Origin of the sequence: Acetobacter conturbans, from assembly GCF_011516755.1 — a bacterium.
In the GTDB taxonomy this organism is placed as follows: Bacteria; Pseudomonadota; Alphaproteobacteria; order Acetobacterales; family Acetobacteraceae; genus Acetobacter; species Acetobacter conturbans.
On sequence record NZ_WOSY01000004.1, the window covers coordinates 286,324 to 299,726 of the forward strand.

Here is a 13,403-nt window from a genome sequence, read left to right on the forward strand (position 1 = left end):
GAAAACCCGACAGAGCAGCGGGAAATGGCGCCCTCGTCGTGAGGGACCGTAGGGAACATCCCCGTTCTTTTAATCGACCAGACGGCCCATCACTCGGCATAGCGTTCTCATACCGAGCCAGCGAAATTACGTTTAACGAGCGCTTTTCTTTCAGGCCGATGCGTTATGTCACCGTTCCCGGCGGCACGGTTTCCTCGCAGGTCTCTGGCGGCCATGAAAAGGGTCCAGAATCCTCTGCGCGTGAGCAAAAGTCTTTTTGTCAGCAGGGAGATTAATGGAAAAACAGCATGGCATATGAGGGATGTGGCCGGTCACGCAGGTTTTGTTTGTGAAAGCGTCTGTCCGAGGTATCCGCGCCGATTGCGTTGCGGGCCGATCTGCTCTTAACAAGGCCCAACGATCTTCTGCCATACGCTGCATGCGCGCCGTGATCAGTCATTGCGTGGTGGGCGTCTCTGTTTTCACCTGACGACACGGCGCACGATAATGACTCCCAAGCAACTGTTCAACGGCATGACGCTCGCCTTCGGCGCCTATGCCTTCTTTTCCATCAGCGATGCATTTTCCAAATTACTGGCCGGACGGCTCGATCCGTTTGAAGTGGCTTTCTCGGGAGGGGTGTTCGGATTCCTGATCCTGCCCTTTCTGAAGCAGCCCGGAGAGTCCTACATCGATATCGTGCGCCCCAAATTGTGGGGTATGTGGATTCTGCGAGCAGCCTGTGTGTTTGTCGCGACTGCGGCGAGCGTGGAAGCCTTCATGCTTCTGCCTATGCCCGAAGCACTCTCGCTGATGTTCCTGATGCCGCTTTTCGTGACGATCCTTTCAGTCGTTCTTCTGAAAGAGAAAGTCACCTTCTGGGCATGGCTGGCCGTTCTGCTTGGATTTGTCGGCGTGCTGATCGTCCTGCGTCCCGGCTTTAGGGCGCTCCATTTCGGGCATCTGTGCGCCCTTGTTGCAGCATTTGCCAACGCGGGAAGCGTGATTGCCTATCGCCTTGCCGATCATGAAAAGACGCGTCTCTCCCTCTTTGGTTCAAGCCTGATCGGACCACTGGTAGGGAACGGGGTCCTGATGGCGCTTCATGCCTCATGGCCCGCGTCCTTTGTCGATTGGGTCTATCTGTTCGGATATGGGTTTCTTGCTGCCCTTGGACAGTTGCTGATGATGATGGCGACCGCCCTCGCTCCGGCGAACCGCGTGGCCCTGCCGCAATACAGCCAGATGATCTGGGGTGTGGTGCTGAGCTACATTGTGTTCAAGCAGCCACTGGATAGCTGGACGTTTGTTGGCATCACCGTGCTGATGTTCTCGGGTGTTCTGAACTGGATCAGGCAGCGGATCCGCTACGAGCGGATGGCGATGCGAGAACGGAAAGCCCGAAAGGCGGCAGCCGAAGCAGCAAACCGGACCGCTGCGGCATCGGTTATCATCAAGGGTGCACCCGGCAAGCCTCTTAGGAACTGACCAGGCCGCAGACTTCGGTCAGATGGTCTGGTTTTCCGGGGTTTAGGCCCTCCCGTTTTACAGGGAGGGCGAGACCCTATGCCGGGTGTTTTGCAAGCCAGACAGCATCTGCTTCCATAGGGAGGGAACTCAGGAGCTTGCCGTTCTGAAGATTGAACGCGGCCAGAATCTGCTGCCGGGCATCCCATCCCAGAATGATCCGGTTTTCTGCCGAGACCAAAGCCTTGATGAGACGATGACCACCCAGCCAGAGCGTTTGCATCACGGCAGGAGGGGTGGATTTCTGACAGGACACGCCAAGAAGGCAGTCCTGCTGGTCGTCGAAAACCCAGAGCATATCGTGTGAAGCCGCCAGCAGGCGATGGGAAAGACCAATCCCTGCGAGAAGATCCGTCGGCAGTAGGACAGGCGGCTGTCCGGGCGCATGCAGTTCCGGGCTTTTTATGGAAATATTGCTGCGACGGGGTTCTGTGACAGGACGGTCCGGCACAGCATTGTGCGTGAACCTTCCTTTCAACGGCGAGAACGAAACGAGGTAAGAAGCAAATGCTTCACCATTTTTCGTACGCGCCAGAATCTGGATGTCCGAAGGTGCTGCCATGGAAGCGGCAGCAGCAGTCGTTCCGGCAGAGGCCACCAGGCCGCCAGCCGTCGCCAGAATCCCCAGACGACGCCGGGAGAGAGACATATTCATGGTCGTTTCCATTGGCACAAAGAAATATTTCGGATTCACACGCGGTAAAGCTTGATGTCCGCACGAAGGACGCCGCCACCAGAAGTCGTGATGGAAGCCGCACCCGCCGTCGTTGTGGGAAACACCAGCGATGTCAGAGACAGGGCGCCCTGATTGAACACGATTTCCAGACCATCCGGATTGATCCGTGCGGAGAAGGAAATGGACTGCCCAAACGTCAGCGGAGCGTTGCGGTCGCTGGCCCATGCCGGGTCCGTTGTGGCAGGTGTGAAGCCGGATTGGGTTCTTTGCAGATTAACATTGCCGCTTTGAGGAGAAAGAATGAGCCTGATCGGAGTTCCTGCGCCACTCTGAAGCAGCACGACAATCTCTGAGGGCCAGCTTCCGGATGCAGCGGAGAGAGTGGCATCTATCCGGTAGGAGCCCCGGCTCACGGTCGGAATCTTGACCGGACTCAGTGGGGTCAGAGTCTGTTTTTTGGCCACTGTATAAGCGAATGAACTGGAGCCGGTGAGAGTGTAGAAATCGTTCGACAGCCGGGCACGACCGCTTACGGTTTTCAGAGTCAGCTTCCTGACCTTACTCATGCGGCCATAATAACCGGCCTTCGTCACCAGAGTGGCATAGGCCCAGTTATTCATCCATGCGATTGCATAACAGGTAATTTGTGGAGTGGATGTTGTGGCCTTCGGTCCCCATATGGCGGTGGCATAGAAATCCGAGCCGCCATCCAGCCACTGTCCAGCCTGATTATCCGCAATGAAGGTCGTTCCGTCGAATGAGCCGGTCCAGTAATAAGCACCTGTGGTGAACCCGGTCTGATACCCATTGGCCGAACACAACAGAATCCATTTCGTGCCAATGGCTGTGCCATTCTCGTCATGCTGCACCATCGGAAACAGGCTGGGACATTCGAGCAAACCCAGCGTGTCGCACATGAAACCCGACATGTAAGTCCAGTCGGCCAGATTGGCAGACCGGTAAAAGCCGATTTTATTCCCCTCGCCGAGGACCATCACCCAGTAACGTTCGTTCGTCATCCAGAGGAGACGGGGATCGCGAAAGTCCTTGCTGTCGCTGTCCGTTCCCGCCTGCGGGTTGGTCATGACAATACGGTCGAAGGAAAATGTGTAACCACCATCCGTGGAAACCCACCGGGCTGTAGACTGCCCCTCGTCCCCGGTCATCGGCATTGTGAGCAGGGCAATAACAGCACCCGCGCCGAAGCCCGCAGTATTGTACGTATCGACAACAGGCGTGCCGCTCCAGATATCTCCTTGTGAGGTCGTGAATTTCTCGATCGCAACCCCCTGATCCCACCAATTGAGCAGGTCCGGCGAGACGGCGTGCCTCCAGGCAGTGCCGCCAGGGGAGTTCGGGTAATCGCCATTCCACAAATAGTAGAGATGCCAGAGACCATTACGAAGAAACGGCACCTGCGGGTCGTTGAGAAAAGGTGTTGCGGACATATTTCCTTGCTTTTGGACTCAATTTAAAAAATAGTTTAAGTCTCATATCTTGCGATGTAAAATTAGACAATCGTTAAATTTTTGATTTTCAACGTGAAATTGGATTCCGTTGTCCATTTGAGATTATTTCTTGTGATTTTTATGAGGCTCTTCTATTAACTATAAATGGAAAGACATTCAGTGTTTTTTATAATGCTTTGTTGTGGGATTATTTTAAGATTTATATTGTATTGTAAGCGCACTTATAAAGGAACTCAGTAATACGCGAGCCTACAGATTGTTTTATTCTGTGGAAATTTTCGACAATCGCAACTGCTCTCAATCGAGCGGAAATGAAATACTGCTTCGGGGAATGAATGGGAGTAAAAGACCATATTCCGAATGTGGCTCTATAATCTTTGGCAGATAGCCACTTTTGAAAAAACACCAGATGAGAACGCTTTGCTCATGCCACAAACCGCAGGGTCTCCACCAACCCTGCGGTGCTTGTCGAAGTAAATCCTACTTCTTGTTCAAATGCCCGAAGGTCGATGTGCCACGCGCGCCCTGTGGCAGGGCCAGTTCGCCTTTTTCCACTTTTCTAACCAGATACTGATAAGTCTGGAGCGCCTGAGACCACATGTGGTCACCAATTCTAAGCGCTTCATAACTGCCGCTGGACTGATCGAACGCTGGAAGCGGCTTGATTTCAGTATGGTAGTCACAAGCATAGAAGAGCGGAAAGGAATAACGTTCCTCACTGACCTTGCGCACACGATGGGCCGTCGCGATGAACGCGCCCGCCGTCATGACCTCAAGCATATCGCCGATATTGACGACAAATGCGCCGGGGACGGGTGGCGCGTCGATCCAGTCACCATCTTCATTCATCACTTCCAGACCAGGGGCGTTTGCCAGCAGAATGGTGAAGCATTCATAGTCCGTGTGCGCCCCGATGCCGGGAGCATCTTCCGCTTCGGTATCGTAAGGATAATGGATCATGCGCAGCTTCGACGGCGGATATTTCGCCATATCGTCAAAAGTGTTTTCTGGCAGATCAAGCGCGAGTGCAAACCCTCTGAAAAGCGTCCGACCAAGATCGAAGACAGCCCGGTAATAGGCTTCGGCCCGCTCCCTGAAGTGAGGCACGGTCGGCCAGTCGTTCGGGCCAAGAAGCGGCGTTCCCGCAAGGACGAGCGGATTGTCGGCCGGGACTTCGTAGCCGATATCGAACGCTTCCTTATGGTCGGGCCTTCCCTTGCTATAGACTTCCTCACCTTCAGGAACGTAGCCTTTATGGGTGGCGGACTGGCCGATGTAATAATCCATCTTCCGGTCCATCGGCAGGGCAAAGAAATCCTTCGCAGCCTGCCGCACACCCTCAATCAGGTCATCCCCTACCTGATGGCCGGCGATGTACAGAAAGCCGATATTCCGGGCCGCGTCACCCAGTTCACGGGCAACCGCCTGACGGTCTTCCAGCTTGTCCGAATAAAGACCCTGTATGTTGACAACCGGTATGGATGTGAAAGCGCCAGACTGTGTCATGCTTCCTGTTTCTCCTGCGACCATACGTCGAATAACCGTTTTTCCTCAGTTCCGATCCAGCGATTGAGTTCCCACAGATCGGCAACGGGAGCATTGGTGAAGGGAAGGGTGTGAAGGTAACCGTCGGGGCCGAATTCCGGCGTCATGGTCGTGACCGTGTAACCTCTCCGACGCTGGGATTCCCAGATTGATTTCCAGAAATCCTGATGAAAATTCAAGGCGTCTTTGTATTCTGGCGCACCTGGATGAGGCGTCTGCGGGCCTTGGTCATATCCCGTGCGGGCCTGCACATGATGAACCCGGTTTATAAAAGCATCGAAATTATCGAAAGGATCGTTGAGAAGGCGTTCGCAGACGACGACCCAGTGACTGATGTCGGCTGTAAATTCGGCATCAGGGCACTGGCGGAGAACGTCGAGCGTAATCCATGGCGAAAACAGGATACGGGACCGATGTGTCTCGAAAACGCATTTGCAGCCATGATCTCTGCCGATTTCGTGTGCGGCATTGATGAAATCCGCCTGCTGGGCAGCGCTCCACCGGTCATTCCCCCCAAGGACATTGATGAAGTGAGGGTGCATCACGTCCGCACGCCGGAGAGCATCGCGAAGATCATCGAGATGCTCATCCATTGTGGCGGATTGCCGAGGAATGACGCCACCACCTGTCAGCGCGATGGCGATATAGGGAATACCCTCGTTCTGTAAAACGAGGGCTTTCTCCTTGCACACACTGGCTTCTCCCGGAATGCGCGCCTCAATCCCCGTGAAACCGGCTTCACGGATTTCCGGAATGATGTCTTGCCAGTCTCGCTGGTCACCCCAGAGAGTTCTGAACAGTTCGAGCTTCATGGAAGTTCTTTCCGTCAATACCTCAGAAGTTGTAACGCAGATCACATCCGAGCCAGCGCGGCGTCTGGAGATACTGAACGCGGCTGTTGTCACTGCCGGTGTAGGAGTAAGTATTCCCATGTTCGTTCAGCATATTGTCGACGTAAACGGCGGCGGTCCATTTGTCGGACTTGGGACCGAACTCCATGCGCATGCCCATTGAGCTGACCTTGCTGGTCTTGCCGTTCGGATCACCCAGCGCGACAAGCATGTTATCTTTCCACGTGTAGCTCACCTGCACAGCGAGGCGATAATCCTTGCTGACATCAATGCCATAACGGGCATAGGCGCTCCATGAAAAGCGGGGAGCGAAGGGGAGGGAGGAATGGGCGGCCACATTGGAAAGCAGCGGCAGTCCCTTGATGTTGGTGACGCTCGAGATTGAACGGCCATCAAGATAGGCAAACGACCCGTTTACATCGAGATTTTTCACAAGATCATGCAGGGTTGCAGAAAGTTCGCCACCGCGTGTGCGGGCGCGCGGGATCGTTCCAAGGCTCAGCGACGTGATGTTGGCAGGCATCTCGGCGACGAAAAGCGTCTGACGATTATGGTATTCATAGTCGAACAGGGAGCCTTCGAATTGCAGCTTGTTATGCAGCAGGCTGGTTTTCGCACCGATCTCGTAGGCGATCACGTTTTCAGGCTTCACGTAATCCAGCGCGCTCGGAGAACTGACGGGGGCGGCGAAGTAGGAGCCAGCCTTGTAGCCGTTCGAGATCGTGCCATAGACAATGGTGCCCGGCATGATCGTGTAACGAAGGCCGACCTTACCGGTCAGGCGTTCGTAGGTGTGATTGCTGTCGAGATAGGTGAGATGGGAGCCAGGTGATCCGGTGAGGATCCCGCTATCGTCTGTCGTGCCGCCATGGAAACCGCGCTCGTCATAAGAAAGACGACCGCCTGCAATGAAATCCAGTCCTTTGACGATATTGGTCACCGTATTGAGATACAGGCCCGTGGACAGATTCTGCTGTGAGAAATGGTCTGTCAGGTTTCCGTTTGGAGTGCCCAGTAGGAAAGAACGATAGCTGGTATAGGCACCATCGATCTTGTCGTATGATTCATACACGCCGACTGTCAGGTGCAGACGTTTTGCGATGGTCGTCTGAAGATGCATGTCGTGGGACTGCACCATATAGGTGTCGTTCCAGCGATAATCACCCACATTCACGGATTCACCATCGTAATTGTCGTAATTATCCCGGCGGTAGAAATCTATTCCGGTTGCGGATGTAAAGGTGCCCCAGTCGAAGTGACGGGTGTAGTTGAGGCCGACACCGCCGCCATTTTCATTTCTTTTGGCTTTGTTGGTGCCAACATTGACATCGTTATACTTCGCGTTCGGACCTACTCCGATCGTGCGATCGGGCAGATTGTTCACGGAATCCGCACTGACGTCCTGAGGAGACGTGGGCGTTCCTCTGTCGCGAGTATAATGGATGTTCAGCATCAGGCTGGAACGATCGTCGATATCGAAGCGCGTCAGATTGCGCAGACCGAGCAGATCCTGAGCGCCGTAGAGGTGGTTTCTGTCGTGAATATCGTGCTGCCAGCCGTCACCTTTGATGTAACTGAAGGCAAACCTGTTGAAGATGCGATCCGTGATCGGAACGTTGATGGCACCCTTGGATGTATTCGTATTGTAGCTGCTGTAGCCCCAGTTCAGGTAACCGCCAAAGGTGCTGCTCGGCTTGGTGGATTCCACATTGATCGACCCACCGGTGGTGCTGCGGCCATATTCAAAACCCTGCGGTCCCTTCTCGACGCTTACCGTCTGAACGTCGAACATCTGACCGTTATAAAAAACGGGGTAGGGAGCAAAAACTCCGTCCTGATAAATACCGATGCCGCCCATATTGGTGCCGATGTAGTCATCGAGACCAATGCCGCGAATAGAGAAGATCGGCGTGCTGCCGGAGACCGCATTCACAGCGGTGACACCCGGCACAAAGGCAGCGATTTCCTTCGGGCTGACGATATGGAGCTGCTCCAGCTGCTTTCCACTGATCGTGTTGACAGTGTTGGCCATGCTGCGAAAACGCCGCGTGCGCGAACTGGTGACAGTGATCGCTTCCGGATCGGCCCGGGCCACTACGTGACGGCGGGGAGCCGCATGCCCGGCTGGCTTCTTTGGGGTCGTTCCGGCTGGTGTCGGGACGGCAGACGTTGCAGCGGACGCCGTCGCAATATGGCTTATTCCGCCAAGAAGAACCGTCGTCAGAACGGCGCGGCGCAAGTTTACCGAAGTCGCAAATGAGCGGGAACGGAGGGAGTCTGTCATCAGGCGCTCTCGCATAACTATTTCATGGTCATTACCATAAAAGAACGAAATCAGAGACAGATCGTTACGAAGCTGGAAAAGCTTACTTTTGTAAGGGATAAACCTCGGCTAACATTTCCTCTGTGGAATGAAATTTACAAGAGAAAACGTATTTCTCCGCTGTGTCAGAAATGAATCATCTGATTGAGAAACGCCAGGGCCCGGTCTGTCTGGGGGGTTGTGAAGAATTCTTCCGGCGGAGCGATTTCCAGAATGGAACCTTTGTCCATGAAAACAATGCGGTCCGCGATACGTCGTGCGAATCCCATTTCATGTGTAACGCAGATCGTGGTGATCTCCTGGGCGGCAAGATCCTGGATAATCGAAACAATACCTGCGATGGCTTCGGGATCGAGGGCTGCCGTTGGTTCATCGAAAAGAATGATTTCCGGATTCATGCACAGCGCGCGTGCAATCGCGGCTCGCTGCTGTTGTCCGCCCGATAACTGGATCGGATATTTTGCCGCCTGTTCATCTATACCCACTTGCGTGAGGTAGCGATGAGCCGCAGCCTCGGCGTCCGCACGCGGCGTCTTTCTGACGAGACGCGGCGCAAGGGTGCAGTTGTCCAGCACGCTGAGGTGAGGAAAGAGATTGTAATTCTGAAAGACCATGCCGACATTTCCGCGCAGTGCAGTCAGGTCGGTTTTGTCGTCGATGACCTTGCCGTCGATCATCAGCACGCCACTGTCATGTGGCTCTATGCGATTGAAGCAGCGAATGAAGGTCGATTTTCCGGACCCTGACGGCCCGAGAATAACAATCTTCTCTCCACGCTCAATGTCGATATTCAGGCGGTCAAGGGCCAGAAAATCCTTGTAGAACTTGTTGAGGTTGCGGATGGAAATCCGCTTGGACGGATTGGGTAGAAGTTCATCAGCCATTGGCGGTGGCCTCATTGCGGTCAGCCCATGAAAAACGGCGTTCGATCCGTTTTTGCAGGTAGAGAAAAAAGAACACCATCGCGAGATACCAGACGAGAGCGGCGGAATAATATTCGGTGAACTGGAAGGTTCGGGCCACCTGTATTTGTGTAACGGCCAGAAGTTCCTGAAGAGAGATAACGGAAGCCAGAGATGTTGTTTTCAGCAGGCTGATGAAGTCATTAATCGTGGGGGGCAGGGCAATACGCAGCGCCTGCGGAAAAATGACGTGCCGGTAAATAACGGATTTTTTCATTCCCAACGCCTCGGCTGCCAGAAGCTGACCTGAATCCACGGCCCGAAGCGCCGCCCGGTTGATCTCCACCTGATATGCCGATTCATTGATGGAAAGCGATATCCATGTGGCCAGAAAAGGCGTGAACCAGCTTTCCCGAAAGATGGGAAAGAATTGGGGCAGGGCGTTCCAGATGAAGAGCAGTTGCAGCAGGGTGGGGGCGCCACGAAATACCCCGACATACGCGGTCAGAAACATCTGAAGAGGAGAGCGTGGGCCATTGAGTTTCAGGGCCACGGGAATGGAAATGAGGATGGCTGTCAGGTGAGACAGGACCGCGACAATGAGAGTTAGTGCCGCGCCTTTGAGGAAGGCGGCCGAGGTCAGAGCTGAAACAAAAACAGGCACACTGAAAGCTGAAGGGGCGTTCTGTTCGGAAAAGACTTGCGCTTCCTGATCTGAAATGCCCCATTTGTGGGACAATTGTTCAAGCAGGCCGCGTTGTTTCATGTCTGAAATGGCGGCCTGCAACAGCGCCTTGTCATGGGCGTTTTTCCGAAGATAGATCGCAAATTCACGGAAGTCGGGATTGTCAGGCGTCAGGATAATGCTGACTTTGCCGCCCAGCTGTTTTTGCCGGAAAAATACTTCGACATCCTGACTGATCAGTGCGTGAACGCGGCCGATCAGAACCTGCTGGATGACCTGATCTTCGCTGGGATACATCTGAAGTTGAATGGCAGGGCGGCCCTGACTGGCCAACACCTTATTTTCTTTCTCAATCAGAGCTTCGTAGCTGGTTCCGGTCTCCACAGCGACGCTCTGTCCGGCAAGATCGGACAGAGATGCGATTTTAGGCGTGCCTGATTTCGCAATGACGACGATGGAAGAGTCCAGATAGGGAACGGCGTCATAGTTTTTTTCGCGGCCTGTCTGGCGCAGGACGCCGCTGATGACGATGCCACACCGTTCGGATGCCAGACTGGGGAACATCCCCTCGAAATCCATGGTCGTGATGACGGGTTTCAGATGCCACATACGCGCAAGTTCTCGCGTGACATCAATGTCGAAACCCGCCACAGCGCTGGTGTCTGCTCCGTTGACGAATGTCATCGGGGGAAGTGTCGGATTTGTGCAGGCGGTCAGTTGTCCGTCTGTGGCAAAAGAAGGCAGTTCTTCAGCCTGAGCGGGGCATGAAAGGCTGTAGAGCGTGACGGCAGTGGCCACGGCACCAATACGCATCAACACCCGATGGAGGTATGTTTTATGCTGTCCGCAAAAAATCATGAGCTTACCTCGTCCAGAACAGCACGGAATGTGTCGATCATCAGTTCGTTTTCTGGGGAAGGCCGGGCCAACAGATAGAAATTGCTGGTGAAGGAAAGTCCGTCAAAAGAAATCCGCCGCACTTGTCCGGCCTCAACCATCGGTTCGGCAAAGAGCACCGGAAGGAAGCCGATATAAACACCGGAAAGAATCAGAAGTGTGCGGGAATCAACATTCTCGGCCGTGGCGGAAAAAGTCATTTCGTGGCGCAGTTCCTCCCAGCGCGGAGACGTGGCCGCGTCAACGACGGTTATCATGCGGGCCTGCGTGAGGTCGGCACGGGTAATCTGCTCATCCGGCAGGGAGAAGAAAGAGTGCCGCTGCCCGCAGTAAAGCGCCGAGGCTTCACTGAACAGGGGTGTCGTTTCCATTTCCGGTCGTTGCTGTGGATAAAGGGTGATACCTGCCGTCGCCGTTCCGTTGAGCACAGCAAATTCAACTTCCCGCGGAGAGACGGAGCGCACGGTCAGGTAGACTTCAGGATAGCGCTTTGCGAACCGCTCAATCCCGCGCACCAGAACGGTTTCGCCATGCATCTGGATGGTGTCAGGGAGATAAAGAACAAAATGCCCCGACAGTTTTCCGCTGGCTTCGCTGAGACGTTTCTGGAAAGAATCGAGGTCGGCAAAAAGCTTCATGGTGGCATCGAGCACCGCTTCGCCGGCTGGCGTCAGGGCAAAGCCACTTCGTCCCCGCTGGCAAAGCGTCAGGTTGAGACGCTTTTCAAGCGAGGAGATATCGATGCTGACAGCCGACTTGCTCTTTCCCAGAGCGATTTCCGCAGCCGAAAAACCGCCATGTTCTGCCACGCTAGCAAATACGCGAAGCAGTCGAAGATCAACTTCTGCAATACGGCCTTGAAATCCGTTGTTTCTGACAGCCGGACGACGGGAGGTTGAGGCACGACTGGGTGGCAAGGATCCATCTTTCTGTTGCAGAAATAGTCTGGTTCATAACTTAATCAAAACGATATGCGGCCCGTCAACTGCCGTAAGACGCTTTTGCTTTTGTGAATCTTAAACTGAACTCAACGCACTTGTGGAGGGGAACATGGCTTGAAGCGAGCTTATGATGAATTGTAACTTCAGGGTATCGATTTTATGGCGCAGTCCAAGTTTGAGATATCGGCAACGATGAGAGAATTTGCAGAATAGAATGTGTGAAGAATACTGATTGGGGAATGTGCATTTCGTAAAATAAAAGTAAAAATTTTCCTGAATGCCGTTTCGAAATATAAATCACATGCGTATTTTTGTTTTGTAAGAATAAAAGATACACGCGGAGTAACTCATGCCTAAACTTGTGGTAAGTGCTGACGGTGCGGCTGGCTGGGAAAGCTGGCGCGAAAGCTTTGAAAAGATTGCCCCTGATATCGATGTCTTTTCATGGTTTGATCCGAAAGCCGATGTGCCGAGTGCCGAATATGCCCTTGTATGGGAGGCTTCCGCTGAAGAGCTTGCGCAGATGGAGCACCTGAAAGGGATCTTATGCACGGGCGCGGGGGTTAATCACCTTGTCCAGCAGGCTGCATTTCCCGTCCATGTTCCTCTCGTGAGGATGGGAGGAGATCAGACGGCCGTGCTTATGGCTGATTACGTGATCTGGGCTGTCATCAGTCTTCTTCGGAATGCAAAAACATGGTCTTTGCAGCAGCAGAAGCATCTCTGGCATCGTAATCAGTCCTTTCGTACCAGTAAAGAAATCCGAATTGGTATTATGGGGTTCGGAAATCTTGGAGCGGCTGTTGGCGAACGCCTGAGTAAGGCAGGTTTTTCTGTCTCCGCCTGGTGCCGGACAGCACGGGAATCTGGGGCTGTGGCTCTTTTTGCGGGAATGGAAGCGCTGCCATCGTTTCTGCAACACGTGGATATTCTGGTAAATCTGTTACCGAGCACGTCGCAGACAAAACATCTCATCGACGCGGAATTTTTTGCTCAGCTCGGCGAGGGAGCCGGATTTATCAACGTCGGACGTGGTGACCATGTCGTGGAAGATGATCTTCTGGCCGCTCTGGACAGCGGCATTCTTTCGGGAGCCATTCTGGATGTGGTGGAGCTAGAGCCTCTTCCCGCCGTTTCACCTCTATGGTCACACCCCAAAGTTACGATTACGCCGCATGTGGCATCTGAAGCTTCACGTGACGCACAGGTGGAATATGTGGCGAATGTGATCCGTGGGATGGAAAGGGGCGAAGTGCCAGCGCTTCTTTATCGCCCTGAACGCGGATACTGACGGTGCAGGAATTTTTTAAGAGTGCCGGGCAATTTCTGAAGGCGTCCCGTGTTGCCATCTCATAGAATATAAAAGTGAGATTTTGGATTTTTAAAACGAAGGGTCGAATTCGCATGGATACGACTTCGATATGATACGTTGGCGAAGGTTGCCGTTTGATCTCAGTGAATAAGCCTTCTGCGTCGCGAAAATCAGGTTCGCTGTCGTTGGGCATTATTATTTTTGGAGTGAGTGATGTCTGATTATACCGGTGGACTTCAGGATGAGCGGTCTCTGCGTGAGGATCTGGCGGCGGCGTATCGTCTTATTGCCCATTT

10 protein-coding genes are annotated in these 13,403 nt (G+C 53.7%); 2 read left to right on the top strand and 8 right to left on the bottom strand.

Going from position 1 to position 13,403, the window contains the following annotated elements:
• Positions 1 to 486 precede the first annotated feature (486 nt).
• A complete protein-coding gene (locus GOB81_RS06290; protein ID WP_242010084.1) occupies positions 487 to 1,467 on the top strand; it encodes a DMT family transporter in 981 nt (326 codons plus the stop codon).
• Positions 1,468 to 1,543: 76 nt separating this feature from the next.
• Here the strand turns inward: GOB81_RS06290 and GOB81_RS06295 are convergent, their stop codons facing one another.
• From GOB81_RS06295 to GOB81_RS06330, 8 genes are all read right to left on the bottom strand, one after another.
• A complete protein-coding gene (locus tag GOB81_RS06295; RefSeq protein WP_173569500.1) occupies positions 1,544 to 2,161 on the bottom strand; it encodes a hypothetical protein in 618 nt (205 codons plus the stop codon).
• A gap of 35 nt (positions 2,162 to 2,196) precedes the next feature.
• A complete protein-coding gene (locus GOB81_RS06300; RefSeq protein ID WP_173569501.1) occupies positions 2,197 to 3,630 on the bottom strand; it encodes a glycoside hydrolase family 32 protein in 1,434 nt (477 codons plus the stop codon).
• 501 nt (positions 3,631 to 4,131) lie between these two features.
• Positions 4,132 to 5,157, bottom strand: a complete 1,026-nt coding sequence (locus GOB81_RS06305; RefSeq protein WP_173569502.1) for an isopenicillin N synthase family dioxygenase — start codon at positions 5,155 to 5,157, stop codon at positions 4,132 to 4,134.
• Positions 5,154 to 6,008 (bottom strand): sugar phosphate isomerase/epimerase family protein, encoded by an 855-nt coding sequence (locus GOB81_RS06310; RefSeq protein WP_173569503.1) that lies wholly within the window; start codon positions 6,006 to 6,008, stop codon positions 5,154 to 5,156. The genes GOB81_RS06305 and GOB81_RS06310 overlap by 4 nt, the downstream gene beginning before the upstream one ends.
• Before the next feature lie 22 nt (positions 6,009 to 6,030).
• Positions 6,031 to 8,331, bottom strand: a complete 2,301-nt coding sequence (locus tag GOB81_RS06315) for a TonB-dependent receptor (RefSeq protein WP_173569504.1) — start codon at positions 8,329 to 8,331, stop codon at positions 6,031 to 6,033.
• Between the two features lie 164 nt (positions 8,332 to 8,495).
• On the bottom strand, positions 8,496 to 9,254 hold the full coding sequence (locus GOB81_RS06320; RefSeq protein ID WP_173569505.1) for an amino acid ABC transporter ATP-binding protein: 759 nt from the start codon (positions 9,252 to 9,254) through the stop codon (positions 8,496 to 8,498).
• Positions 9,247 to 10,770 (bottom strand): ABC transporter substrate-binding protein/permease, encoded by a 1,524-nt coding sequence (locus GOB81_RS06325; protein ID WP_173569506.1) that lies wholly within the window; start codon positions 10,768 to 10,770, stop codon positions 9,247 to 9,249. Before GOB81_RS06325 ends, GOB81_RS06320 begins: the two co-directional genes overlap by 8 nt.
• A 41-nt stretch (positions 10,771 to 10,811) precedes the next feature.
• The gene (locus GOB81_RS06330) at positions 10,812 to 11,771 is read right to left on the bottom strand and encodes a LysR family transcriptional regulator (protein ID WP_242010085.1); all 960 of its coding nucleotides are present in this window, start codon (positions 11,769 to 11,771) and stop codon (positions 10,812 to 10,814) included.
• Positions 11,772 to 12,144: 373 nt separating this feature from the next.
• On the opposite strand from GOB81_RS06330, the gene GOB81_RS06335 reads away from it, so the two are divergent.
• Entirely contained in the window at positions 12,145 to 13,086 is a 942-nt protein-coding gene (locus GOB81_RS06335; protein WP_173569507.1) for a 2-hydroxyacid dehydrogenase, read from the top strand.
• Positions 13,087 to 13,403 lie beyond the last annotated feature (317 nt).

Bases quoted from the DNA above. Each gene is read 5' to 3' on its own strand.
- GOB81_RS06290 (WP_242010084.1), top strand. From the start codon at position 487: ATGACTCCCAAGCAACTGTTCAACGGCATGACGCTCGCCTTCGGCGCC.
- GOB81_RS06295 (WP_173569500.1), bottom strand. From the start codon at position 2,161: ATGAATATGTCTCTCTCCCGGCGTCGTCTGGGGATTCTGGCGACGGCT.
- GOB81_RS06300 (WP_173569501.1), bottom strand. From the start codon at position 3,630: ATGTCCGCAACACCTTTTCTCAACGACCCGCAGGTGCCGTTTCTTCGT.
- GOB81_RS06305 (WP_173569502.1), bottom strand. From the start codon at position 5,157: ATGACACAGTCTGGCGCTTTCACATCCATACCGGTTGTCAACATACAG.
- GOB81_RS06310 (WP_173569503.1), bottom strand. From the start codon at position 6,008: ATGAAGCTCGAACTGTTCAGAACTCTCTGGGGTGACCAGCGAGACTGG.
- GOB81_RS06315 (WP_173569504.1), bottom strand. From the start codon at position 8,331: ATGACAGACTCCCTCCGTTCCCGCTCATTTGCGACTTCGGTAAACTTG.
- GOB81_RS06320 (WP_173569505.1), bottom strand. From the start codon at position 9,254: ATGGCTGATGAACTTCTACCCAATCCGTCCAAGCGGATTTCCATCCGC.
- GOB81_RS06325 (WP_173569506.1), bottom strand. From the start codon at position 10,770: ATGCGTATTGGTGCCGTGGCCACTGCCGTCACGCTCTACAGCCTTTCA.
- GOB81_RS06335 (WP_173569507.1), top strand. From the start codon at position 12,145: ATGCCTAAACTTGTGGTAAGTGCTGACGGTGCGGCTGGCTGGGAAAGC.